Source organism: Streptomyces sp. NPDC086519, assembly GCF_040686075.1.
GTDB lineage: Bacteria > Actinomycetota > Actinomycetes > Streptomycetales > Streptomycetaceae > Streptomyces > Streptomyces shenzhenensis.
This window is the reverse complement of record NZ_JBFBJL010000051.1, coordinates 1-22,436: the sequence shown is the minus strand read 5'-3', so window position 1 is coordinate 22,436 and position 22,436 is coordinate 1. Positions and strand designations below refer to the sequence as shown.

Here is a 22,436-nt window from a genome sequence, read left to right as displayed (position 1 = left end):
CGGTTGCTCCGGTTGCTCCGGTTGCTCCGGTTGCTTCGGCTGTTCAGGCGGTTGGCCGGTGCGCTGCATGGTTGATCTCCTCAGTGGTGCTCTCGGGGTGCCGTGCGTGGGTTCAGGCGGGATCCAGGAGCGTCAGCAGCCGCTTGGCGGCGGGGACGAGGACTCCCTCGAGATCGCGGACCGAGCGCAGCATGTGGCTGACGCGACGGTGGTTGCTGGGCGCGCTCACCACGGCGGGGAGCAGCAGGGCGAGCGCCGACTCCACGTCCGGGTCGGCGTCGGCTCTGCGCACCCAGCCGCGCAGGATGCCGAGGGCCTGGGAGTTGTACGCCCGGTCCGCCAGCAGCGTCTGCCAGAACAGGGCCAGCTGCCGTGTCATGGCGGTGTCGCCGTTCGCCGTCGCGAGCGCGTACCAGTCCAGGACGGGCGGGCGGTCGCTCTTCTCGCCCTTGGGCTGTCTGCAGGCCTGGAGAAAGGCGAGCAGCGCGTGCGTGCGGACGGCGCGGTCGGTGCCGACACGCCGCTTGTCGAGGTGCTCGGCCAGGGCGTTCAGTACGGGTTTCGTCACGGCGAGGAGCAGCAGTTCGAGCGCTTCGGCGAACTGCCGGGTCTCCTCCTTCTCCGAGGAACCGTCGTCCTCGTCCTCCTCCTCGCCGTCCTGGTCGGCGTCGGCTGAGGCCGGCCTGCGTATCGCGTCGAGGAGAGCGCTCAGCGTCTCCTCGGCGTTCACCGGCCCCAGCAGGCCAAAGGCGCGGACGGCCGTCCAGCGACGGCTCTCGGCCTCGCCGGTGCACCAGTCATGCAGGATCTGGAAGACGTGGGGGACCCCGACCAGCTCGGCCATGGTGAGGGCGTTGGCCGCCGTCAGCCAGGAGCCGAAGTAGTCGTCGTCGGCCCATGGTTCGACGAGGTGGGCCATGGTGGACGACAGGTCGGCCTCGGCGAGCTGCGCGGTCGCCGAAGCGGCCCGGGTCCGGACCAGGGGGCGGCGGTCCCTGGCGAGCTCGCGGATCCACTCCGCGAGGGCCGGGCGCGCGGAGGGATGGAGGTTCCACACCTCCTGCAACAGCATCCCGGGCGTACGTTCGTCGCGGAAGGCGGCGCAGAACTTTCCCTCAAGCGGGCCCCACTCGGTGACCTCCGTGGTGACGTACCCGTCGGCACGAGCGAGCCGGAGCCGTTCCTCCCGGGAGCTGCCGAAGACGGGGATCCGGGGCCGGACGTTGGGGTCGTCGATCTTGTGCAGGCGCACGAAGAGGCTGTCGCCCAGCTCGGCGGTCACAGCGTACGGCGCCTTGTCGAAGACGGCGAGGGAGATGAGGAACGCCTTGTCGCGCAGGCCGGGCTTCTCCTCCGTGAGCCAGCGGTTCACCTGGGTCGCCACGGCGGTCTCGCCGTAGGCGGCGAGCTGCTCCTCCTCGACCTCGCCACGATGATGGGCGATCAGCCGCCGTGCGAACTGCTTGATCTCTTCCGGCCGGTGATGCCGGGTGAGGAATTCCTTCACCGCCGTCAGCCCGCACAGGCCCGCCCACGCGGCCTCCCCGGTCAGCGGGGTGACATGGGCGTGCAACATGTCGTACGGCGACGGGGGCTCCCACCGTACGGACGGGATGTCGGCCAGCGCGGCGGAGGGCTCGACGGTGATCACAAGGTGCGCCCGGGTGAGTTCCAGTTGCTCGCGCAGGGCGAACAACTGGGCTTCGCGCACGGGACGGTTGCGGCTGACGGACAGATCGCACAGGACGTATCCGGCTGAGGTGTCCAACTGGTCGGGCAGCGCCGAGAACGGTGTGTGAGGCTCCAGGGAGCGCAACTGCCGGATGCCCAACTGGTGCAGCAGCATCAGTGCGGCAGCACGGCGGCCGGTGTCACGTCCGCCGGACAGGAGGACGATCCTGTCGTCCCGCAGCCGCGCGGACGCCTCGTCGAAACTGGGGCTGCCCCGGAAGACCTCCACGAGGTGGTCGATCTCCGTCCTCGGGATCGGCCCGGACAGGGCGCGTTTCGCTTCGGCGCGGCCCCCGATGTTGAAGATCTTGTCGCCGTAGTGGGCGCCCCCGGTCTGCCCGAACTGGTCGCCGCTCACCAGGGTCGAGACGAAGTCGGGGGCGTGCGCGATGAGGTCCTGGCGCGCGGCCCAGGCAGGCTGCCTGCGCTGTTCCTGGCCTTCCGCTGCCCCGTCCTGCTTCTTCTGCTCGCCGCCGTCCTGAGCGGACTCCTCGGCCGGTTTCGCCGGGCCGGCCGCCGCTGCGTCCTGGCTCATCAGCGCTGGTCCGGCCGGGGACGGGTGAAGTCGAACTTCTGGTCGCCGTAGTGGGTACCGCCCGTCTGGCCGTACTGGGAGCCCTCGACACGGGTTTCGGTGTGCTGGGCGGCGGGTCCGGCCGGGGGCGCCGAGGCGGGGGCGCCGGCGCCGGGAGACCTCGCGGCGGTCTGCTTCCCGTGCAGCCAGGCCACCGTCGGCCCCTCCTTCGTCTCCACCGTGATGCGGTGGAAGTCGCCGGGGCGTACGCCGAGCGGTCCGTGACGCACCACACCGTCATAGATGCCGTTGGACACGCACAGGACGCTGTCGTCGTCCCGCCCCTTCAGGGCGTCGCGGAGTGGATCGGAGTTCAGCAGGCGTACGGCGTGGTTGAGGTCCGAGCCGACCCAGCCGTCCAGTTCGTCGATGGCGACATAGCCGGAGGACAGGACGATGCGCAGGCGCATCTGCGTGCCGCTCGCGATCAGGCGGTTCTTGTTGTGCAGCAGGGCCGGGGTCTCCGTCAGGAGGGTCTTCACCAGGGCCGGGACGGATACCTGGGTGTCGATGAGCTCCATGACGGAGTCACCGCGGTCGGCCCGCAGATGGGCGGTGTCGTCGACGGAGGCGTCGATCAGGGTGCTGTCGACAACCTCGTAGAGGAGCCTCCGGAGGAAGGGCTGCTCCACGTCGTCGCGGGAGCCGTACTGCTCGATGTCGAAGAGGAGGATCGTGCGGTACACGGGGTCGGTCATGGCTGCCTCTCGCGCGTCGGGGTGTGCTGTCCAGCACGATGGCGGCATCCGGGTGCGCGTCAGAGGACCGTTGACATGGATGAACTGTGACCGTGTGCACAGAACGGCCTGTGCGGTGCGGTCAGGCGGAGCCTTCGCCGATGATGCGGCGCAGGACGTCGGGGCGCAGGACGACCATCCGTCGCCGCCTGGTGGCCACGACCTGCCGGGAGCGAAGTTCCTTGAGCAGCCGGGCCACGGCCTCGCGGGAGGAGCCGACCGAGCCCGCGAACTCCTGCTGGCTGAGTCCGATGGTGAGCTCGATGCCCTCGTCGGTTCTGCTGCCGTGGGTGCGGACCAGTTCGAGCAGCAGGACGGCCAGCCGTTCGCGCACGGTGAGTGCGGCCCACTCCAGCCGGCGGCGGTCGGTGGACCGCTGGCGGTCGGTGGTCAGGCTCAGCAGTTGCAGTGCCACCTGGGGATTTCGGGAGAGGAAAGCGGTGAATCCGTGCTGTTCGATGACGACCGACTCGACCGGTTCCAGCGCGGTGACGGTCGCGGAGCGCTGACGTCTGCTGAGGGCCGCGCCCTCGCCGACGATGTCACCGGGGCCGCGCAGTGCGAGCAGGGCCTCGTACCCGTTGGCCGCGAGGGCCGTGACCTTCGTCCAGCCGCGCAGCAGGAGCAGCACGTGGGCGGACGGCTCGTCCTGGCGCATGATGACGCTGCGCGCCGGATAGAGCAGAGGACGGCCGATCTCCAGCAGGGCGACGCGGTCCTTCTTGTCCAGCCGGGCCAGAAAGGGCACACCGTCGTCGAAGCCGTCGTCTTCCCACGCGTGTGCACGCCTCCCGCCCATGCCCGCTGCCCCCGTGTTCAGCTGTGCGGATACCTCGATGCCCAACCAGTCAACGTACTTGACGCGACGATGAGGGACACCGGCGGCAACTGGTCGCGGTGGCTGAGAGGAGTGCCCTTTCGGTCCTGTCCGCCGGGCACTGCGGCGGCGGTCGGTGCCGGAAATGCCGCCCTGGCGCATCATGGGGCTACAGCCCCGCCGCGAGGTGCTCGCCTTCGTGACCGTCGGTCTCACCGACATCCCCGCGGTCATCCTCGGCCACTCGGCCCGCACCGAGATGCAGCGCACCGGCGAGCGAGGCGCGGGGCCCGCCACGACCCGGGCTGGTGCTGGGCCGGTTCTCGTTCGCCGGATGGGCGCTGATCCCCACTGTCCTCATCGTGGCGGCGGTGGCTTCCGTCACGTCGGACGGCATGGAGCGTGAGCTGCGGCGACGTAGCCTTCCGGGGTGACGGCAAGGTGAAAACGAAGATCACGCACGGCGTAGGGTCTTGACCCGGTCCGCATGATGATGCGGGCCGGGTTCTTTTGTTTTGACCGAAGTGATTGCGCTGGGTACGCTCAGACCTTGTGCCTGGGGTGTGCCCTGATCCTCGTGCGTGCCTTCAAACCGCACCGGAGTGACGAAGCGGCCACCGTGATTCACGACCTCTTCTGCCTGGCGGCAGGGGTCCGCGGGATCCGACACACCCGACCGCGTGGGTCGGAGAAGTTCCAGGTTAGCTGTACCCATCGGCACACAGAAACCGGAGAAGTAGTGCCTACGATCCAGCAGCTGGTCCGCAAGGGCCGGCAGGACAAGGTCGAGAAGAACAAGACGCCCGCACTCGAGGGTTCCCCTCAGCGTCGTGGCGTCTGCACGCGTGTGTTCACGACCACCCCGAAGAAGCCGAACTCGGCCCTGCGTAAGGTCGCGCGTGTGCGTCTGACCAGCGGGATCGAGGTCACCGCGTACATTCCGGGTGAGGGACACAACCTGCAGGAGCACTCCATCGTGCTCGTGCGCGGCGGCCGTGTGAAGGACCTGCCGGGTGTTCGCTACAAGATCATCCGCGGCTCGCTCGACACCCAGGGTGTCAAGAACCGCAAGCAGGCCCGCAGCCGCTACGGCGCCAAGAAGGAGAAGTAAGAATGCCTCGTAAGGGCCCCGCCCCGAAGCGCCCGGTCATCATCGACCCGGTTTACGGCTCCCCTCTGGTGACCTCCCTGATCAACAAGGTGCTGCTGAACGGCAAGCGCTCGACTGCCGAGCGGATCGTTTACGGTGCCATGGAGGGCCTGCGCGAGAAGACGGGCAACGACCCGATCATCACGCTCAAGCGCGCCCTCGAGAACATCAAGCCGACCCTCGAGGTCAAGTCCCGCCGTGTCGGTGGTGCGACCTACCAGGTCCCGATCGAGGTCAAGCCGGGCCGTGCGAACACGCTCGCCCTGCGCTGGCTGGTCGGTTACTCCCGCGCCCGTCGCGAGAAGACCATGACCGAGCGTCTGCTCAACGAGCTTCTCGACGCTTCGAACGGCCTCGGTGCGGCCGTCAAGAAGCGCGAGGACACGCACAAGATGGCCGAGTCCAACAAGGCCTTCGCGCACTACCGCTGGTAGTCGCAGTCCACATCGAGACCGAGAGAAGACTGAAGCCTTATGGCTACCACTTCGCTTGACCTGGCCAAGGTCCGCAACATCGGGATCATGGCCCACATCGACGCGGGCAAGACGACCACCACTGAGCGGATCCTGTTCTACACCGGTGTGTCGTACAAGATCGGTGAGGTCCACGACGGTGCTGCCACCATGGACTGGATGGAGCAGGAGCAGGAGCGTGGCATCACGATCACCTCTGCTGCCACCACCTGTCACTGGCCGCTTGAGGACGTCGACCACACCATCAACATCATCGACACCCCGGGTCACGTCGACTTCACCGTCGAGGTGGAGCGCTCCCTGCGTGTCCTCGACGGTGCCGTGACGGTGTTCGACGGCGTCGCCGGTGTCGAGCCGCAGTCCGAGACGGTTTGGCGTCAGGCGGACCGCTACGGCGTGCCGCGTATCTGCTTCGTCAACAAGCTCGACCGGACCGGTGCCGAGTTCCACCGCTGCGTGGACATGATCAAGGACCGTCTGGGCGCGCAGCCGATCGTGATGCAGCTCCCGATCGGTGCCGAGGCCGACTTCCAGGGCGTCGTGGACCTGGTCCGCATGAAGGCGCTCGTCTGGTCCGCCGAGGCCACCAAGGGCGAGATGTACGACGTCGTCGACATCCCGGCCACCCACACCGAGGCTGCCGAGGAGTACCGCGGCAAGCTTCTGGAGGCCGTGGCCGAGAACGACGAAGAGATCATGGAGCTGTACCTGGAGGGCGAGGAGCCCTCCGAGGAGCAGCTGTACGCCGCGATCCGTCGTATCACCATCGCGTCCGGCAAGTCCAAGGACATCACCGTCACCCCGGTGTTCTGCGGTACCGCGTTCAAGAACAAGGGCGTTCAGCCCCTGCTCGACGCGGTCGTGCGCTACCTCCCCTCCCCGCTTGACGTCGAGGCCATCGAGGGCCACGCCGTCAACAACCCGGAGGAGGTCGTCAAGCGCAAGCCGTCCGACGACGAGCCGCTGTCCGCGCTGGCGTTCAAGATCATGAGCGACCCGCACCTCGGCAAGCTCACCTTCGTCCGGGTCTACTCGGGCCGCCTGGAGTCCGGCACCGCCGTGCTGAACTCCGTCAAGGGCAAGAAGGAGCGCATCGGCAAGATCTACCGCATGCACGCGAACAAGCGTGAGGAGATCGACTCGGTGGGCGCCGGCGACATCATCGCCGTCATGGGTCTGAAGCAGACCACGACCGGTGAGACGCTGTGCGACGACAAGGCCCCGGTGATCCTGGAGTCCATGGACTTCCCGGCGCCGGTCATCCAGGTCGCCATCGAGCCCAAGTCGAAGGGCGACCAGGAGAAGCTGGGCGTCGCGATCCAGCGCCTGGCCGAGGAGGACCCGTCCTTCCAGGTCCACTCGGACGAGGAGACCGGCCAGACCATCATCGGCGGCATGGGCGAGCTGCACCTCGAGGTGCTGGTCGACCGTATGCGCCGTGAGTTCAAGGTCGAGGCCAACGTCGGCAAGCCGCAGGTGGCGTACCGCGAGACGATCCGCAAGGCCGTCGAGCGCGTCGACTACACCCACAAGAAGCAGACCGGTGGTACCGGTCAGTTCGCGAAGGTGCAGATCGGCATCGAGCCGCTCGAGGGTGGCGACACCTCGTACGAGTTCGTGAACAAGGTGACCGGTGGCCGTATCCCGAAGGAGTACATCCCTTCGGTGGACGCCGGTGCGCAGGAGGCCATGCAGTTCGGCATCCTCGCCGGTTACGAGATGACCGGTGTCCGCGTGATCCTGCACGACGGTGCCTACCACGAGGTCGACTCCTCCGAGCTCGCGTTCAAGATCGCCGGTTCGCAGGCCTTCAAGGAGGCCGCGCGCAAGGCGTCCCCCGTGCTCCTTGAGCCGATGATGGCCGTCGAGGTCACCACGCCCGAGGACTACATGGGTGAGGTCATCGGCGACATCAACTCCCGCCGTGGTCAGATCCAGGCCATGGAGGAGCGGGCCGGTGCCCGCGTCGTGAAGGGCCTCGTGCCCCTCTCGGAGATGTTCGGTTACGTCGGCGACCTGCGCAGCAAGACGTCCGGCCGGGCCAGCTACTCCATGCAGTTCGACTCCTACGCCGAGGTTCCGCGGAACGTCGCCGAGGAGATCATCGCGAAGGCCAAGGGCGAGTAGCGCACCGCGTTCCACGCACCGCGCGCACACGCTTTAGGCTTGACCCCGGAGCCTCACGGGTCGTTCCTCCGCAATCGCGGCGGAATGACCCGGGGCCCGGGACCCAACAGCAAAGATCACCTGGCGCCGATCGAATCAAGGCGTACAGAACCACTCCACAGGAGGACCCCAGTGGCGAAGGCGAAGTTCGAGCGGACTAAGCCGCACGTCAACATCGGCACCATCGGTCACATCGACCACGGTAAGACGACCCTCACGGCCGCCATTACCAAGGTGCTGCACGACGCGTACCCGGACCTGAACGAGGCCACCCCGTTCGACAACATCGACAAGGCGCCCGAGGAGCGTCAGCGCGGTATCACCATCTCCATCGCGCACGTCGAGTACCAGACCGAGGCGCGCCACTACGCCCACGTCGACTGCCCGGGTCACGCGGACTACATCAAGAACATGATCACCGGTGCCGCCCAGATGGACGGCGCGATCCTGGTCGTGGCCGCCACCGACGGCCCGATGCCGCAGACCAAGGAGCACGTGCTCCTGGCCCGCCAGGTCGGCGTCCCCTACATCGTTGTCGCCCTGAACAAGGCCGACATGGTGGACGACGAGGAGATCATGGAGCTCGTCGAGCTCGAGGTCCGTGAGCTGCTCTCCGAGTACGAGTTCCCGGGCGACGACCTGCCGGTCGTCCGCGTCTCGGCGCTGAAGGCGCTCGAGGGCGACCCCGAGTGGACCCAGTCCGTCCTGGACCTGATGAACGCTGTCGACACCTCCATCCCGGAGCCCGAGCGTGACGTCGACAAGCCGTTCCTGATGCCGATCGAGGACGTCTTCACGATCACCGGTCGTGGCACCGTCGTCACCGGTCGTATCGAGCGTGGTGTCCTCAAGGTCAACGAGACCGTCGACATCATCGGCATCAAGACCGAGAAGACCAGCACCACGGTCACCGGTATCGAGATGTTCCGCAAGCTGCTCGACGAGGGCCAGGCCGGTGAGAACGTCGGTCTGCTGCTCCGCGGCATCAAGCGCGAGGACGTCGAGCGCGGCCAGGTCATCATCAAGCCGGGCTCGGTCACCCCGCACACCGAGTTCGAGGCGCAGGCCTACATCCTCTCCAAGGACGAGGGTGGCCGCCACACGCCGTTCTTCAACAACTACCGTCCGCAGTTCTACTTCCGTACCACGGACGTGACCGGCGTCGTGACCCTCCCCGAGGGCACCGAGATGGTCATGCCGGGCGACAACACTGAGATGAAGGTCGAGCTCATCCAGCCCATCGCCATGGAAGAGGGCCTGAAGTTCGCCATCCGCGAGGGTGGCCGCACGGTCGGCGCCGGCCAGGTCACCAAGATCAACAAGTGATCTCGGCCCGCAAGGGCTGATCTGGCAGGTCTGAAGGGGCCCGTACGACTTCGGTCGTACGGGCCTTTTCGCTGCTTCGGCAGGGACTCACTGCATGTTCTGCACGGGCGGATGGTCGTACGACGCCTCGCACACGTACACCTGGAGGCTGTAGCCGCGCCCGATGGTGATCCCCGTGGCCAGGGCCGGCCCGAGGGAGTGGTAGCCGGTGTACCCCGCGTCCTCCACCGGCGCCCAGCTGCCGCTGCCGCCGTCCCACTCGGTGCCGTCGACCGTGAGCAGGGGCCGCACTCCGGCGCCGCACTCGGCGCAGGCCATGGGGAACGGGTCGGAGAAGCTCCAGGGCGCGTGTCCCCCGAGCTTCCACCCCGGGGCGACGGCCAGGTCGTACTGATAGCAGACCTCCGGCTCCTCGCCCGCCCCCTCGATGCCGTCCTCCCACGCGTGGATCCGGTCCGCCAACTCCTCCGGCAGCTCGTGCGGGGCCGGGTACTCGGTGACGGTCTCGGGGTGCAGCACACACGGCTCGGGCAGATAGTCATCGCTGCCGATGACGGCGGGCCGCGGGGGAGCGGCGAGCGGGGTCACGACATCGGCGGCCCTGCGCCAGCGCAGCTCGACCCTCGGCGAGTAGTCGTCCTCGGGATGGTCGAAGGCGCACCACAGCACCTGGAGCAGATCGGTGCCCTCGGGCCGGGGCAGCGCCAGCACATCGGCGGCACGTATCTGCGCGACCGGCACCAGCGGCACCGGCCCGTCCAGGGCCGTCCGGTAGGGCTTGGTCCCCCGGTCGACCAGCGCGTGCTCCTCCTCGGTCAACAGGTCGGCGCCCTCGGCGCGCGGCCGGGTCCAGGCCTCGCGCAGGACACGCCGGCCGACGTGGACATCGTCCGGTGCCACACCGTGCTGCCAGGGACCCGCATGCTCCGGACAGGTCGGCCACGGCTCCCCGGCCGGCCACAGCAGGGGTCCGCCGACGGAACTGTCGGCCGCGGTGGGCGCGCCGGCACGGGGATGCAGGCGTACGGCGGTGCGGGCGAGCGGGGCCAGTTCGGGGAAGACCGCGGTGATGTCCAGGGGGCGAGGCGGAGTCGTACGGGTCGTCATGGCCGGAGGCTACTGGACCGGTCCGACATCACCGCTTCCGTCACCGCTTCGAAAGTATTCGTCGCGTACGACCCGTTCCCACCAGGGGCCTCTCGCCCCACCATTTGTCATGCCACTGACCAAATTCGGGTGGAGGGGTGAGGCATGTCCGTGCGTCGTAGGACCGTCCTGGGTGCGGGGCTGGCCGCCGTGCCCGTGGTGTCGTCGGGCGTCGCGTGGGCCGGGAGCGGCTCCGCGGCGCGGGTGACCGCCCCCGGCGCGTACATCTCCTTCACCGGCGGGGCGTTCTCCCTGGTCGGCGCCCCCGTCGTGGTGAGCGCCGACGACCATCCCGGAGTGGTACGGGTGGCGGGCGACCTCCGCGACGACATCGAGCGGGTGACGGGGGTGCGGCCGGCCGCGACGATCGCCCGCCGCGCGGTCCTCGTCGGCACGATCGGCCGCAGCCCGCTGATCGACGCCCTGGTGGCGTCCGGCAAGCTGGACGTGACGGGGATCCGGGGCCGCTGGGAGACCTCGCTCCAGACGGTCGTCGACCACCCCGTGCCCGGTGTGGAGAAGGCGTTCGTCATCGCGGGCAGCGACCCGCGCGGCACGGTCTTCGGGGCGTACGACGTCTCGTACGGCATCGGCGTCTCGCCCTGGTACTGGTGGGACGACGTGCCGCCGGTCCACCGTGACGAGGTGTGGGTGCTGCCGGGGCGCCACACCCAGGGCACCCCGGCGGTGAAGTACCGCGGCTTCTTCGTCAACGACGAGAACCCGGCGCTCGGCACCTGGGCTCCGGCGTACTTCGGTCCGGGCAAGGCCCCCGGCCATCCCGGCGGCTTCAACGCGGACTTCTACGCGCGGGTCTTCGAGGTGCTGCTGCGTCTGAAGGGCAACTACCTCTGGCCTGCGGTGTGGGGGCGGGCGTTCGCGGAGGACGACCCGGAGAACCACCGCAGGGCCGCCGCCTATGGCGTTGTCATGGGCACGTCTCATGAGGCGCCGATGATGCGCGGGATCGAGGAGTGGAACCGCCACGCCACGGGCGGCACCGATCCCTACGGGGGCACCGGCGAATGGTCGTATCTCCGCAACGCCGAGGCGATCCGGGCCTATTGGCGGGCCGGCATCCAGCGCATGGTCGACGAGGGCTTCGAGGGCGTGGTCACCCTCGGCATGCGCGGCAACGGCGACACCGGCCTCCCCGACGGCGACGGCATCGAGCTGATGCGGGAGATCATCGCGGCGCAACGGCAGATCATCGAGGAGGTGACCGGCAAACCGGCCGCCGAGACCCCCCAGGTGTGGACCCTGTACAAGGAGGTCCAGCGCTACTGGGACCGCGGCCTGCGGGCCCCCGACGACGTCACGGTGGTCCTGACGGACGACAACTGGGGCAACATCCGCAAGCACCCGTCCCCGCGGGAGCCGCGCGGCGGCGGATACGGCCTCTATTACCACTTCGACTACGTGGGCGCCGGCCGCAACTACAAGTGGGTCGACACCGCGAACCTCCGCAACGTCTGGGACCAGCTCCACCAGGCGCACGCCCACGGCAACCACGGCCTGTGGGTGGCCAACGTCGGAGACCTCAAGGGCAACGAACTCCCGACGGAGTTCTTCCTCGACTACGCCTGGGCACCGGACCGTTGGACCTTCGACCGGCTGGGCGAGTGGGAGCGCAGATACGCCCGCCAGAACTTCGGCGCGGCGGTGGCGAGCGAGACCGCCGAACTGCTGGCCCGCTACGGCCAGTTGCAGGCGCGCCGGAAGCCGGAGCTGCTGAACCGCCGCATCACCCTCGCCGACTCCGGCCAGGTGGTCTACGACGATCAGCAGACCCCCTTCTTCTTCGGGCACCGGGAGTTGGAGCGGGTGACGGAGGAGTGGCGGGAGCTGGCCGGACGGGCGGCCCGGATCGCCCGCCGGCTGCCGGCGGCCGCCCAGGACGCGTGGTTCGAGCTGGTCGGCTACGAGGTGACGGCGACCGCGAACCTGTACGCGCTGCGCGAGGCCGAGTTCACGAACCTGCTGTACGCCCGCCAGGGCAGAGCCGCGACGAACGACCGCGCGGCGGCGGCCCAGGCGGGCCTGGCGGCCGATCTCGCCCTTGCCGAACGCTTCAACACCCAGGTGGCGGGCGGCAAATGGCGGGGCTTCCAGACCCAGCCGCACATCGACTACGGGGACGTCGACCGGTACGGCCCCAACGCGCCCTGGCAGCAACCGGAGAAGGACAACGTGGCCCTGCCGGACGTCCTGTTCCCGGCCGTACGGCGCATCGAGGTGCCGGAAGCGGCGGGGCTCGGGGTGTCGGTGGACGCCGACGAGGGGACCCTGACCCTGCCGCCGTTCAGCCCGTACCAGACCCGGCCGCAGCAGTACGTCGAGGTCTTCAACCGGGGCCGGACGCCCTTCGACTACCGGGTGTCGGTGTCGGTGCCGTGGCTGACGGTGGACCGTCCCCGCGGCCGGGTGACGGACCAGGTGCGGGTGGTGGTGCGGGTGGACTGGTCGCGCGCCCCGGCCGGCCGCGCGGAGGGGACGCTGACGGTGAGCGGGGCGGGGGAGTCGGTGACGGTGGGGTGCGTCGCCGAGCGGCCGACGGCTCGCGGGCTGCGGGGGTTCGTGGAGGCGGGCGGCTATGTGGCGATCGACGCGGACCACTACCACCGCGCGGTCGGGCAGTGGCGCCGGCTGGAGGGGATCGGCCGCACCGGCGCGGGCATGACGGCGTGGCCGGTGACGGGGGGCTGGGGCGACTCGCCGGACTCCTGGCCCCGGCTGGAGTACGAGGTGAGCCTGCTGTCGGCCGGGGAGGTGACGGTCTGGGCCTACCTCTCGCCGCGGAACCCGGCGCTGCCGACGGGCACCGGTCTGCGCTACGCCCTGTCCTTCGACGACCAGGAGCCCCAGCCCGTCGACATCACGGCCGGCGCGGACGACGGCCTCCTGAACGCGGTGTGGGCCCGCAACACCTCCGACCACGTGAACCGCACGGCGACTCGCCACACGGTGGGATCCGGAACCCACCGCCTGACGTTCTGGTCGGTCGACCCCACGGTGGTGGTACAGCGACTGGTGCTGGACACGGGCGGCCTGACGCCGACGTATCTGGGGCCGCTGGAGAGCCGGCGGTTGTAGCCGCCGGCTCCGCGGGGCTCAGCCGAAGGCGAGCTTTCCCGTCCAGCTGCTGATCACGGTGCTGTTGCCGCCGATCGCCGTTCTGCCGCCGAAGTGGAGGCGCACGCTGCCGCCGCTCATGTGGGCGTACAGGTCGGGGATCCCGTCGGCGTTGACGTCCGGGACGGCGGAGAAGCGGGGCACGTCGGTGCTGGACCAGCCGCTCGCCGCGTATTCGGCGTCGGTGCCGTCGGCACTCGCCGCCGCGGTGGCGAGGGAGAGGACATCGACCCCGGAGCCGTCCGAGCCGGCCTTGCCCTTGCGCAGGAGCAGCCGGCCGGAGTCCGAGCGGTGGATCACGTCCGGGATGCCGTCACCGCTGATGTCGGCGACCGTGACCAGGTCCCGGGTGGTCCAGGCGCTGCCGGTGTTCAGCAGGACGGCACCGGCGAAGGCGCCGCCGGTGCAGCGGGGCTCGGGGGAGGGGCGAGGCGTTGGGGGACCTCAGTGGCCTTCCCCTGGTTCGCGGGCCGTGCTGTCGGCCGGAGTGAGGCAGCGGCGCACCAGGGTGAGGGTGCGTTCCGTGACCGTGTCGAGCGGGGTGCCTCGGTCGACGGCGGCGAGCGCTGTGTGCAGCATCCCGGCGATCAGGTCCGCCGTGAGCGCGGGTTCGGGAGCACCGATCTGCCGGACGGCTGCGCGAAAGGGTTCGACCTGCTCCAGGTGGAGTTCCACCAGCCGTTCCTGGCAGGCGGGATCGAGACCGGCGCTCATGAGGACGGCGGCGGGCCGGTGTGCGCCTTCGGCGCCGAGGCGGAGGCTTTCCCGGAAGAACGCCTCGACGCGTTCCACCGGGCCGTTCGCGGTGGCCATGGCGTCTGCGAGTGCCTCGTTGGAACGCCGGAAGGCTTCCTCGATGATGGTGGCCAGCAGGGCCGCGGAGGAGCCGAAGTACTGGTAGACGCTGGAGCGGGCAAGGCCCGCGCGGGCGCCGACCGCCGCGGGGGTGACGGCGGTGGCGCCCTCGTTCACCAGGATGTCGATCGCAGCCCCGATCAGCGCCTCGCGCTGCTGGGCGCGGTGTTCGGCGACGGTGGAAGCGTTGATCTTCGGCATGCGGGACAGACTCCTGGGTGGCGAGCGGGGCCGGGAGTACGGCGTTGGCGTGCGGCCAGGATCAGGACAGGCGGCCGTCGACCATCTCGTACACCCGGTCGGCAGCGTCCATTATCGCCGTGTCGTGGGTGACCATGATCGTGGCTGTGCCGCGTTCATGGGTCTGCTCGGCGATCAGCTGTACCGCCTCGGCCGAACGTACCCGGTCCAGCGCGGAGGTGGGTTCGTCCACCAGCAGGACGGCGGGGGAGGTCATCAGTGCGCGGGCCAGACCGGCGCGCTGGCGTTCGCCTCCGGACAGCTGGTGCGGGCGGGCGCCGGCGCGGTGCGAGAGCCCTACCGCCTCGATGAGTTCGTCGGCCCGGGTCCGGCCCGCGGCGTCGAGGCGGCCGTCGATGTGCAGGGGCAGCAGGAGCTGTTCCCTGACGGTCAGGGAGGCCAGCAGGTTCGACTGCTGGAAGACGAAGCCGATGTGGTGGCGGCGGGCCGCGGTGCGTTCCTTGTCCGACAGGGCGGTCAGCTCGGTGCCGGCGATGTGGACGGTGCCCGAGGTGGGCTGTTGAAGGCCGCCCGCGACGGCGAGGAGACTGGATTTGCCGGAGCCCGAGGGGCCGACGACGGCGACGAACTCGCCGGGAGCGACGGTCAGGTGGACGTCGTCGAGGGCGGTGACGGCGGTGTCGCCGTCCCCCAGTGTGAGAGTGATGTCGAGCATGCGCAGGCCGCCGGGGCTCGCGGTGTCCGAGGCGGCCTGGCGGCCGGTGGCGGGCGTGGTCATCGGGTGGCTCCCAGAGCGGTCAGAGGGTCGACGGCGGTGATGCGGCGGACTGCGACGACGGCGCCCACGGTCCCGAGCCCGATGAGGAGGCCGGCGGAGGTGGCGATGGCGGGGGCGGAGAGGGAGAACGGGGCCTTGCCGATCATCGCGCTCCCCAGGGCCAGGCCGACGGCGGTGCCGACGGCCGTCGCGCCGACGAGCACGGCGACGACCTGTGCCAGCGCGTCGCGCAGGATGTATCCGGTGGGGGCGCCGAGCGCCTTCAGCAGGGCGATCTCGGCCTTGCGCTGCACGGTCCAGACGGTGAAGAAGGCACCGACGACCAGGGCGGAGATGGCGTACAGGAAGCCCTTGATCAGGGCCATGGTGCTCGACTCGGCCGTGTAGCCCGGGGAGGCGTCGTAGGTGGCCTCCTTGGTGACGGCGCGGGTGCCGGTCGCCTTCTCCACGGCGGCGACGTCGGCCCCCGGCTCAAGGGTCAGGGCGACGGCCGTGGCCTGCCGGCGTGCGGCCTCGGGCAGGTCGCCCGGCAGGCCGTAGTGCAGGTGGCGCCAGGTGTCGAGGTCGGTGTAGACGACGCCGATGTGGCCGTAGGAGACGGTCTCGTCGACCAGGCCGACGACCTTCAGCCGTACCTCGCTCTTGTCCGCGGTCAGGACGTCGCCGACCTTCACGCCCAGGTCGGCGATCTCCCGGGTGATGACGATCCCCGCGCCCGCTTCCTTCAGGCTCTCACCGCTGGTGGGGCGGGGGGCCAGAGGCGAGTCCGGCGCCATGCCGAAGACAGCGAGGTTGACCTGCTCGCCCTTCTTGGCGCCCTGGGTCACCTGGGCGTTGGCCAAGGTGTTCCCGAACGGCTCCGCCCGCTTCACGCCCGGGGTCTTGGACCACTCCTGCCAGGCCTTCTGATCGACGGTGGACCGGGAGAACTGCTCGCTGGTCGCCTTCTCGTCGAAGGCCATGTGGGTCACGGGCAGCGCGCGCAGACCGGATATGCCGGCGTCCGCCAGGCCGGAAGCGAGCCCGGACAGGAGTACGCCGAGTACGGCGATGAGCGCGACCACCGCACCCATCAGGGCGAAGCGACCGCGGGCGAAGCGCAGATCGCGTAGGGCAAGGAACACAGGATCTCCGAGCGACGACGATGACGGCCGCGACAGCTGGACACGCACGGCCCTTTACTTGGACTTGACGACTTGTGTGTCGGCATCCTATCGGATGTTACCGACACGACCGTCGGTACGTCGCGCACGTGCCGTGCCTACCGGCCAGACGCTCCTGACCTCGCTTTTCACCCCTGGGGGTGTGGTTCGGTTGCGGTGTATGGGCGTGGCGGTCTCGCGGACTCGGTCCAAGGGCGGTGGTCATCAGCCGGAAGGTTCGCTCGGCGCCGCTGGACAGGGCTGGCCGACGAAGCCGAGCCCGAGCGGGGCAGGGAGGCGGCCGACGGAGGGGCACCGGTGCCCGCCGGGGCGGCCTTGATACAGGCGGTGATCACCATGGACCCCGCACTGTCTTCCGCCGGCGTGCCCGGCTGGTCCGTATCGGACGCGCGCTCGGCCAGGCCCGCCGGTGCCCGGCACCTCACCCCGGTCAACGACTCGGCTGTCCTGGCCGCGGCGCCGGGCCGCACGGTGGGGACCGCCGTACGTCCCCGGTTCCGCGGCCCGTTCGCGAAGTCGCCCCTCAGGCGGCTGACGGCGGTCGTCCGGTACCGGCACGCGAGGGTGCGGGCGAGAGTGAGGCGAGATGCTGCGGTCCCGTTTCACGGTGCCGGACGCAGGGGAGCCCCGGCCATCCGGCGGCCAGGCGGGTCGGGGATGCGGGCAGCGTTCGCGTCGGGCGGGCTCTGCGGGGCGGGGCACACCGGTCAGGCCGTGTGGACGCGCCGGAACAGTCGGCCGGCGAGGTCGACTCCCACGACCCTCCCCGTCTCGTCGCGGGTGAAGAAGCCGCGCTGCCCCGTCAGGCCGCCGCTGGTGACGATGTAGTCGTCGGCCCCGCCGGGCAGCAGCCCGAAGTCGGCCGGCGGCAGGTCCGGCGGCAGCTCGGTGCCCGCGGACGCCCGGAGTTCCGGCTTGATCTGCACTGCGAGCTTGGGCCCGGCCTCGTCCGCGCTGATGGTGAGCGTCATGATGTCGATCTCGTAGCTGCCGGCGAACTCGCGGATCCGCGCGGGGTCGTAGGGGAGCGGCTCGGGGTCCCGGTCGGCCACCCCCAGGTAGTGCTCGAGTGCCCAGCGGACGATGGCCTGGTTGCAGGCCGGCCCGCTGTCCGGGCCGGCGTTGGAGGCCACGGCGACGGCGAAGCCCCGCTCGGGCACCATGAGCAGCTCGGCGAACTGGCCGTTCGCCGACCCGCCGTGCCCGACGGTGCGAACGCCGTCCACGTGGCGCAGGAACCAGCCGATGCCGACGGCGTCGCCCATCGAGCTGGAGCGCAGCACGACCGTCGGTTCGGCCATCCGGTGCAGAGTCTCGGCGGACATCACCCGGGCGCCGCTCTGCGAGCAACCGTCGCCGAGGTGGAACCGGGCCCACCGGAGCTGGTCCGCGACCGAGGACACGATGCCACCGCCGGGGTTGTTGGCACGGGAGTCCTTCCACCGCCGCGCGACGGCCAGGGTGCCGTCCTCCCCGGCGTTGTGCCCGACGGCGAACCGCCGGGTCATCACCTCGTCGCCGGCGAAGAAGCTGTGGGTCATCCCGAGCGGTTCGAAGAGCAGCGAGGCGGCGGCGCGCTCGTAGGTCAGACCGGTGACCTTCTCCACGATCCGTCCGGCGAGGTTGTAGCCGAGCTGGCTGTAGGAGGCGCGGGCGCCGACCGGTGCGATCAGCGGAATCTCGGCGAGCTGCGCCACATGTGCGGCCAGCGCGTCGTCGCCGTCGCCGGTGTCGACTGCCGTTCTGACGTCCAGCCCCGCGGTGTGGTTGAGCAGGTTCCGCACGGTGATCCGAGCCGCGGCCTCCTCGTCCGGGAGCGCGAACTCCGGAACGTATCGGCGCACCGGCGCGTCCGGCTCGACCTGGCCGGCCTCGACCAGGCGCATCAGTGCGGTCGCCGTGTAGGTCTTGGTGACCGAGCCCAGCCGGAACAGGGTGTCCGGGGTGACCGGCAGCGGGTTCTCCAGGTTCGTCACGCCGTGGCACGCGAAGACCTCCCGGCCGTCCACCCACACCCCGACGGCAACGCCGGGGATGCCGCACTCATTGGCCTTCGCCTCGACGAAGGCGGCCAGCGACTCCTGTGACATGCCTTGTCCCCCCTCTTCCTCTTGCGTCCACCACGCGACTTGCGCTGCGTTCAAGTCGAAGGTAGGGCAGGACTTGAACAGCGTGCAAGTGGCTGATTGAACTTTGTGCAAGTCGCGGTCCCATGCCCTACCGTGGCCACATGCCCCGCGACACGCTGACCCGCGAACAGATCGTCCAGGCCGCCGTCGAACTGCTGGACGCCGAAGGCATGGAAGGCTTCAACATGCGCGCCCTGGGCAAGCGGCTGGGCTCCGCGGCCACTGCCGTCTACTGGCACGTGGGCAGCAAGGACAACCTCATCGCCCTCGCCGCCGACCAGGCATGGAGCGAGATCGCGCTGCCCGACCTGACCGCCACCGGCTGGCGGACGGCGGCGACCGCGATGGCCGAGGGCCTGCATGCGATGCTCACCCGCCACCCCTGGCTGGTGCAGGCTTTCGGCTCCTTCCTGATGTTCGGCCCCGGCAAAGCCCGCTACGACGACCACACCCTCGCCGTCTACGAGGCCGCCGGATTCACCGGCGCGCTCGCCGACCAGGCGGCCGCCGCCGTCTTCACCTTCGTGCTCGGCAACGCCCTCGGCCCGGCCGCGGCGGCCTCGCTCTCGAGGAAACTCAGCGGCGACGGGCAGCTGATGCGCGACAACATGGCCGAAGCCCGCGAGATCGCAGCGCAGTTCCCCCGACTGCGCGCCCGCCTGGAAACCCCCGCCGCCGCCTACGCCGCGGCTCCGGACGACACCTTCGCCTTCGGCCTCCAGGCCCTGCTCGACGGCCTCGACGCCCAGCTCGCCGGCCGGCACCCGGGCACCGCGCCCGGCGAGTAGCCGGAGGCCGGGGCGATCGCCGACGAGATGGGCTATTTCCGCGACTACGAGCTGTCGCCGCCGGTCCTCGTCCTCCGGTCCGCAGGAGTGACGGGAGCCGGGAGCCTCCACGACCCGTCGTCGTCGGTGGTACGCCGTATGTGCCGCATGGCGGCCGACGTCCAACTGGCCGAGTTCCTGGACATGTTGGTGGCGGTGGCTCTCGACGCCGGCACAGGCGCGGCCGCGGGCGCACCCCAAGTCACCGAGATCCTCACCGCCGCCTGCGACCTGGCGGACCCGACCGGGAACACCACCCCGCACCACGTCCACCGCGTCTGGCGAGTCGCCCACCTGCCGTTGCCGCTGCGCCCGGACTCGCCCACTCCGGACCACGTCAAGGCAGGGCTCCGGTCGTACGACGGGATGCTGGAGGAACTGCTCGGCGGAGGCCCGCGCGCTCGACGGCATTCCGCTCCGCCGCCCGACCGCCTTCACGCATGAGGTGGTGTTCCGCCGCTGCCCGGCCTGCGCGGAGCACGACATCGTCCGGGAGGCCGGCTTCGTCTGCGTCTTCTGCGGTGGCGAACTGCCGGAGGCCTGGAACGTGTGCGTGGACGACGCCGACCGTTCAATCCGCCGGTGAGGCGTCGGAGCGGATCTCCGCCGCCGGAGGGACGGAGAAGACCCTGTTGTGGCGGACGGCCTGCGCGCCGGCCGCGCGGCCCCGTTCCGTGAGCCCGGCGACCCTGCCCAGGCAGGCCTCGCCGTCGTGGGCGTCCTTCAACAGGGCGCGCTGCATGTCGACGACGAGCAGTGCGGTGTCCGGCATGCCGTGCGCCTGTCCGCTGGGAACGCGGACTACTCGGCCTTGTTCCCGCCACCACCCTGCGGCTGCTGCTGCCCCTCCGGCCGCACCGCGTCCTTCGCCTTCTTCGCGAGGTCGTCGTCCAGCTTCTTGAACTCGCGGACCACGGTGTCGGACATGTCGGCGAGCGAGTCGATCTGCTTGGTGATGTCCTCGCGGCCGTCGTGCCAGTTGGACTCGAAGTCGTCGAGGGCGTCGTAGACGGTGCCGCTGCCGACGTCGTCCTTGTAGGACTCGAACATCTTCTTGGTGTGGTTGAGGCGTTCCTTGATGGAGCGCAGCTTGCGGCCGTAGTCCTCCAGCTCGCTCAGCGGTATCGCGAGGTCGCTCTTGCCGTTGCCCACGTGACCGTCCCCCGTTCGCGCATCTCGTAGTCTGGGGCGCACCGTATATCAGATCACCGGACGGGGGCGGCGTACACCATGGCGCGCTATATGGAGACGCTCACCATCGAGCGCGGCGGTTTCCGGATCAAGGTGCCGGAGTCGTGGTGGGAGTTCGACGTGCGGCCGGAGTCGCGGGACGACTCGATCCGGCGGATGGTGAACGAGCGTGTCGCGCAGTACCCGGAGCTGACGCAGTACCGGGACACGTACATCGGCTTCCTCCGCAAGTCCGCCGCCGACGCCTGGAAGTCGGGTGCGATGTACTGCGGCTGCATGGCGGAGAGCTTCGGCGGCGACACCCCGATCACCGGCTCGGTCACGGTGTCGCTGGTCGGCGGCCGTACCCGGGAGGGCGCGCCCCTCTCCAACGACCCGGCCGCCATCGCCGCCCAGCTCGCCCCCAAGGAGGCCCACCGGGAGGGCGACTCCTGGCGCAAGGTGACGACCGTCGACATCCCCGGCGTCGGCCCCGCCGCCCGCACCTACGGCATCGAGGACATCCCGATCCCCGAGGACAGCCTCAACCGCACCATCCGCGCCGTCCTGATGCAGACCTTCATCCCGGTCCCCGGCCAGGAGGGCAAGGTCGCGCTGGTGGCAGGCAGCAGCCAGGTCCTCGACCTCGCCGACTCCTTCTTCGACATCTTCGACGCGATCACGTCAACGTTCCGGTTCGCGGACTGACCCTTTGCGGTGGGAGACGCGGTGGCAGACCGGCGAGGGTCTGCTGGGGCTCGACGACCCTGCGGAGTGGGACGCCGCCTTCGAGCGCGGCGAGGATCATCTCGGTACGGCGGCGATCGGGCTGGCGTTCCACTGCCCGCTGGAGGAGGCGTCGCCCCGGATCGTGAGGGCGATGAAACTCCCGGACCAGGGGGAGCGGGGGTACGCCTGCACGGCGGCGGGCACCGCGGCTCGCCTCAACGGCCGGCTGACCCCGGAACTGTTTGCCGCGCTGCGCGCCGAGGGGCCGGTCGGTGCGGCCGAGGATGCGATCGGCGACACGCTCACCTTCGTGCCGTTCCGGGACCTGCCACCGTGGTTCAAGCGTCGGTGGGCGTACGTGACAGTGCGCGGCACGCTGGAGCACGGGTGGCTGCGGTGCGCGGACGCGGTCGAGGACGGCCGGCGGATCCTGCGTGGACGCCGCCTTCGCTGAACACTTCGGCTGAGCCGAGAGGATGCTTTACGTGCCTTCGAAAACCCGTGACGAACTCGTTCGGCTGGTCCAGCAGATCATGGACGCGCGCCTCCCCGAGCGGGACCATGACGCTCTGCTGGAGGGACTGAAGCAGAGTGTCCTGCATCCCCGGGTAAGCGACTTGATCTACTACTCGGACCCGGAACTCACGGCCGAGGAAGTGGTGGACCAGGCTCTGGCCTACCGCCCGATCGCGTTGTGAGCCTGACCCACTGGGCCTCACCTCGAACGGCCGTTCCTAGTAAGTTCGCGTGTGCACAGGTGTGTTGACGGGGCGTTCGCGACGGGGGTTGCGGGGACATGGCGGGGTACCGACCGGCGGACTGGCATCCACTCGACCTCGACAGGGACCCCACCCCCGGTGATCCGCAGCGCGTGCGCACGCTCGCGCAGCAGCTGCACGCCTTCGCCGATGACGTCTCGGACGCCCTGCGTCTGGTCAAGGGGATGGCCGGTGAGGACACCCTCCTGCAGTGGGCGGGCAAGTCGGCGGAGGTGTTCAAGGAGCAGTTCAAGGACGTTCCGAAGAACCTGAAGAAGCTGAAGAAGTCGTACGAGATGTGCGGCGATGCGCTTGCGGACTACTGGCCGAAGCTGGAGCGGGCGCAGGCCCTCGCCGACAAGGCCCTGGCGAAGGCGAAGGAGGCCCAGTCGGACCTGTCCTCCGCCAAGTCCCGTCTCTCCTCGGCCGATTCGTGGGTCACCCGGGCGACGAAGGAAGCGGACAAGTACAAGGACGACCCCACCGGCAGCAAAGCGAGCGCGGACAAGCCCGACGAGGGCAAGGTCCGGGCCGCCACCCGGGACGTGCAGAGCGCCAAGTCCGCGCACAGCAA

At 69.9% G+C, this 22,436-nt stretch carries 23 protein-coding genes; 11 read left to right on the top strand and 12 right to left on the bottom strand.

Features of this window, described 5'->3' with window-relative positions; genetic code table 11:
- Positions 1–112: 112 nt before the first annotated feature.
- The 4 genes from AB0P24_RS35140 to AB0P24_RS35125 all read right to left on the bottom strand — a co-directional run bounded on the left by AB0P24_RS35140 (position 113) and on the right by AB0P24_RS35125 (position 4,244).
- Complete coding sequence (locus AB0P24_RS35140) at positions 113–2,266, bottom strand: hypothetical protein (protein ID WP_365801250.1); 2,154 nt, start codon at positions 2,264–2,266, stop codon at positions 113–115.
- Positions 2,266–3,003: a hypothetical protein gene (locus AB0P24_RS35135; RefSeq protein WP_365801248.1), complete on the bottom strand. Its 738-nt coding sequence runs from the start codon at positions 3,001–3,003 to the stop codon at positions 2,266–2,268. Before AB0P24_RS35135 ends, AB0P24_RS35140 begins: the two co-directional genes overlap by 1 nt.
- 121 nt (positions 3,004–3,124) lie before the next feature.
- A complete protein-coding gene (locus AB0P24_RS35130; RefSeq protein WP_365801317.1) occupies positions 3,125–3,841 on the bottom strand; it encodes a Crp/Fnr family transcriptional regulator in 717 nt (238 codons plus the stop codon).
- A 187-nt stretch (positions 3,842–4,028) separates the two neighbouring features.
- Positions 4,029–4,244: a hypothetical protein gene (locus AB0P24_RS35125; protein ID WP_365801246.1), complete on the bottom strand. Its 216-nt coding sequence runs from the start codon at positions 4,242–4,244 to the stop codon at positions 4,029–4,031.
- A 354-nt stretch (positions 4,245–4,598) separates the two neighbouring features.
- Between AB0P24_RS35125 and rpsL the strand changes: the two genes are divergently transcribed.
- The 4 genes from rpsL (at position 4,599) to tuf (ending at position 8,974) form a co-directional block, all read left to right on the top strand.
- The gene (rpsL, locus tag AB0P24_RS35120; protein WP_003948652.1) at positions 4,599–4,970 is read left to right on the top strand and encodes a 30S ribosomal protein S12; all 372 of its coding nucleotides are present in this window, start codon (positions 4,599–4,601) and stop codon (positions 4,968–4,970) included.
- Positions 4,971–4,972: 2 nt separating this feature from the next.
- On the top strand, positions 4,973–5,443 hold the full coding sequence (gene rpsG / locus AB0P24_RS35115; protein WP_003992340.1) for a 30S ribosomal protein S7: 471 nt from the start codon (positions 4,973–4,975) through the stop codon (positions 5,441–5,443).
- A gap of 39 nt (positions 5,444–5,482) precedes the next feature.
- Complete coding sequence (gene fusA / locus AB0P24_RS35110) at positions 5,483–7,609, top strand: elongation factor G (protein ID WP_365801244.1); 2,127 nt, start codon at positions 5,483–5,485, stop codon at positions 7,607–7,609.
- 171 nt (positions 7,610–7,780) lie between these two features.
- Complete coding sequence (tuf, locus tag AB0P24_RS35105) at positions 7,781–8,974, top strand: elongation factor Tu (RefSeq protein ID WP_181802804.1); 1,194 nt, start codon at positions 7,781–7,783, stop codon at positions 8,972–8,974.
- A gap of 87 nt (positions 8,975–9,061) precedes the next feature.
- On the opposite strand, the gene AB0P24_RS35100 is transcribed toward tuf, so the two are convergent.
- The gene (locus tag AB0P24_RS35100) at positions 9,062–10,081 is read right to left on the bottom strand and encodes a hypothetical protein (protein ID WP_365801242.1); all 1,020 of its coding nucleotides are present in this window, start codon (positions 10,079–10,081) and stop codon (positions 9,062–9,064) included.
- A 144-nt stretch (positions 10,082–10,225) separates the two neighbouring features.
- On the opposite strand from AB0P24_RS35100, the gene AB0P24_RS35095 reads away from it, so the two are divergent.
- Positions 10,226–13,213 (top strand): glycosyl hydrolase 115 family protein, encoded by a 2,988-nt coding sequence (locus AB0P24_RS35095; protein WP_365801240.1) that lies wholly within the window; start codon positions 10,226–10,228, stop codon positions 13,211–13,213.
- A gap of 18 nt (positions 13,214–13,231) precedes the next feature.
- On the opposite strand, the gene AB0P24_RS35090 is transcribed toward AB0P24_RS35095, so the two are convergent.
- The 5 genes from AB0P24_RS35090 to AB0P24_RS35070 all read right to left on the bottom strand — a co-directional run bounded on the left by AB0P24_RS35090 (position 13,232) and on the right by AB0P24_RS35070 (position 18,339).
- On the bottom strand, positions 13,232–13,552 hold the full coding sequence (locus AB0P24_RS35090; RefSeq protein ID WP_365801238.1) for a hypothetical protein: 321 nt from the start codon (positions 13,550–13,552) through the stop codon (positions 13,232–13,234).
- Between the two features lie 144 nt (positions 13,553–13,696).
- Positions 13,697–14,308 carry a TetR/AcrR family transcriptional regulator gene (locus AB0P24_RS35085; protein WP_365801236.1) on the bottom strand — a complete coding sequence of 204 codons (612 nt, stop codon included), beginning with the start codon at positions 14,306–14,308 and terminating at the stop codon, positions 13,697–13,699.
- Positions 14,309–14,369: 61 nt separating this feature from the next.
- On the bottom strand, positions 14,370–15,086 hold the full coding sequence (locus tag AB0P24_RS35080) for an ABC transporter ATP-binding protein (RefSeq protein WP_365801234.1): 717 nt from the start codon (positions 15,084–15,086) through the stop codon (positions 14,370–14,372).
- Entirely contained in the window at positions 15,083–16,210 is a 1,128-nt protein-coding gene (locus tag AB0P24_RS35075) for an FtsX-like permease family protein (RefSeq protein ID WP_365801232.1), read from the bottom strand. The genes AB0P24_RS35080 and AB0P24_RS35075 overlap by 4 nt, the downstream gene beginning before the upstream one ends.
- Positions 16,211–16,956: 746 nt before the next feature.
- Positions 16,957–18,339 (bottom strand): serine hydrolase domain-containing protein, encoded by a 1,383-nt coding sequence (locus AB0P24_RS35070; protein WP_365801230.1) that lies wholly within the window; start codon positions 18,337–18,339, stop codon positions 16,957–16,959.
- Positions 18,340–18,479: 140 nt separating this feature from the next.
- Between AB0P24_RS35070 and AB0P24_RS35065 the strand changes: the two genes are divergently transcribed.
- Positions 18,480–19,166: a TetR/AcrR family transcriptional regulator C-terminal domain-containing protein gene (locus tag AB0P24_RS35065; RefSeq protein ID WP_365801228.1), complete on the top strand. Its 687-nt coding sequence runs from the start codon at positions 18,480–18,482 to the stop codon at positions 19,164–19,166.
- A 27-nt stretch (positions 19,167–19,193) separates the two neighbouring features.
- A complete protein-coding gene (locus tag AB0P24_RS35060; protein ID WP_365801226.1) occupies positions 19,194–19,649 on the top strand; it encodes a hypothetical protein in 456 nt (151 codons plus the stop codon).
- Between the two features lie 127 nt (positions 19,650–19,776).
- Here the strand turns inward: AB0P24_RS35060 and AB0P24_RS35055 are convergent, their stop codons facing one another.
- Both AB0P24_RS35055 and AB0P24_RS35050 read right to left on the bottom strand, forming a co-directional pair.
- The gene (locus AB0P24_RS35055) at positions 19,777–19,977 is read right to left on the bottom strand and encodes a hypothetical protein (protein WP_365801224.1); all 201 of its coding nucleotides are present in this window, start codon (positions 19,975–19,977) and stop codon (positions 19,777–19,779) included.
- Positions 19,978–20,006: 29 nt separating this feature from the next.
- A complete protein-coding gene (locus tag AB0P24_RS35050; protein ID WP_352359661.1) occupies positions 20,007–20,357 on the bottom strand; it encodes a hypothetical protein in 351 nt (116 codons plus the stop codon).
- Positions 20,358–20,435: 78 nt separating this feature from the next.
- Here AB0P24_RS35050 and AB0P24_RS35045 point away from each other — a divergent pair, with 78 nt between their 5' ends.
- The 4 genes from AB0P24_RS35045 to AB0P24_RS35030 form a co-directional block, all read left to right on the top strand.
- Positions 20,436–21,083 carry a hypothetical protein gene (locus AB0P24_RS35045; RefSeq protein ID WP_365801222.1) on the top strand — a complete coding sequence of 216 codons (648 nt, stop codon included), beginning with the start codon at positions 20,436–20,438 and terminating at the stop codon, positions 21,081–21,083.
- A 4-nt stretch (positions 21,084–21,087) separates the two neighbouring features.
- Entirely contained in the window at positions 21,088–21,558 is a 471-nt protein-coding gene (locus tag AB0P24_RS35040) for a hypothetical protein (protein WP_365801220.1), read from the top strand.
- Between the two features lie 31 nt (positions 21,559–21,589).
- Positions 21,590–21,802 (top strand): bacteriocin immunity protein, encoded by a 213-nt coding sequence (locus AB0P24_RS35035; RefSeq protein WP_365801218.1) that lies wholly within the window; start codon positions 21,590–21,592, stop codon positions 21,800–21,802.
- Between the two features lie 98 nt (positions 21,803–21,900).
- On the top strand, positions 21,901–22,436 hold a 536-nt coding region (locus tag AB0P24_RS35030; protein WP_365801216.1), incomplete at its 3' end, for a putative T7SS-secreted protein.

What these genes read in the sequence shown, in the direction of transcription:
- AB0P24_RS35140 (WP_365801250.1), bottom strand. Translation starts at nt 2,266, where the DNA reads ATGAGCCAGGACGCAGCGGCGGCCGGCCCGGCGAAACCGGCCGAGGAG.
- AB0P24_RS35135 (WP_365801248.1), bottom strand. Translation starts at nt 3,003, where the DNA reads ATGACCGACCCCGTGTACCGCACGATCCTCCTCTTCGACATCGAGCAG.
- AB0P24_RS35130 (WP_365801317.1), bottom strand. Translation starts at nt 3,841, where the DNA reads ATGGGCGGGAGGCGTGCACACGCGTGGGAAGACGACGGCTTCGACGAC.
- rpsG (WP_003992340.1), top strand. Translation starts at nt 4,973, where the DNA reads ATGCCTCGTAAGGGCCCCGCCCCGAAGCGCCCGGTCATCATCGACCCG.
- fusA (WP_365801244.1), top strand. Translation starts at nt 5,483, where the DNA reads ATGGCTACCACTTCGCTTGACCTGGCCAAGGTCCGCAACATCGGGATC.
- AB0P24_RS35100 (WP_365801242.1), bottom strand. Translation starts at nt 10,081, where the DNA reads ATGACGACCCGTACGACTCCGCCTCGCCCCCTGGACATCACCGCGGTC.
- AB0P24_RS35095 (WP_365801240.1), top strand. Translation starts at nt 10,226, where the DNA reads ATGTCCGTGCGTCGTAGGACCGTCCTGGGTGCGGGGCTGGCCGCCGTG.
- AB0P24_RS35085 (WP_365801236.1), bottom strand. Translation starts at nt 14,308, where the DNA reads ATGCCGAAGATCAACGCTTCCACCGTCGCCGAACACCGCGCCCAGCAG.
- AB0P24_RS35080 (WP_365801234.1), bottom strand. Translation starts at nt 15,086, where the DNA reads ATGACCACGCCCGCCACCGGCCGCCAGGCCGCCTCGGACACCGCGAGC.
- AB0P24_RS35070 (WP_365801230.1), bottom strand. Translation starts at nt 18,339, where the DNA reads ATGTCACAGGAGTCGCTGGCCGCCTTCGTCGAGGCGAAGGCCAATGAG.
- AB0P24_RS35065 (WP_365801228.1), top strand. Translation starts at nt 18,480, where the DNA reads ATGCCCCGCGACACGCTGACCCGCGAACAGATCGTCCAGGCCGCCGTC.
- AB0P24_RS35060 (WP_365801226.1), top strand. Translation starts at nt 19,194, where the DNA reads ATGGGCTATTTCCGCGACTACGAGCTGTCGCCGCCGGTCCTCGTCCTC.
- AB0P24_RS35055 (WP_365801224.1), bottom strand. Translation starts at nt 19,977, where the DNA reads ATGCCGGACACCGCACTGCTCGTCGTCGACATGCAGCGCGCCCTGTTG.
- AB0P24_RS35045 (WP_365801222.1), top strand. Translation starts at nt 20,436, where the DNA reads ATGGCGCGCTATATGGAGACGCTCACCATCGAGCGCGGCGGTTTCCGG.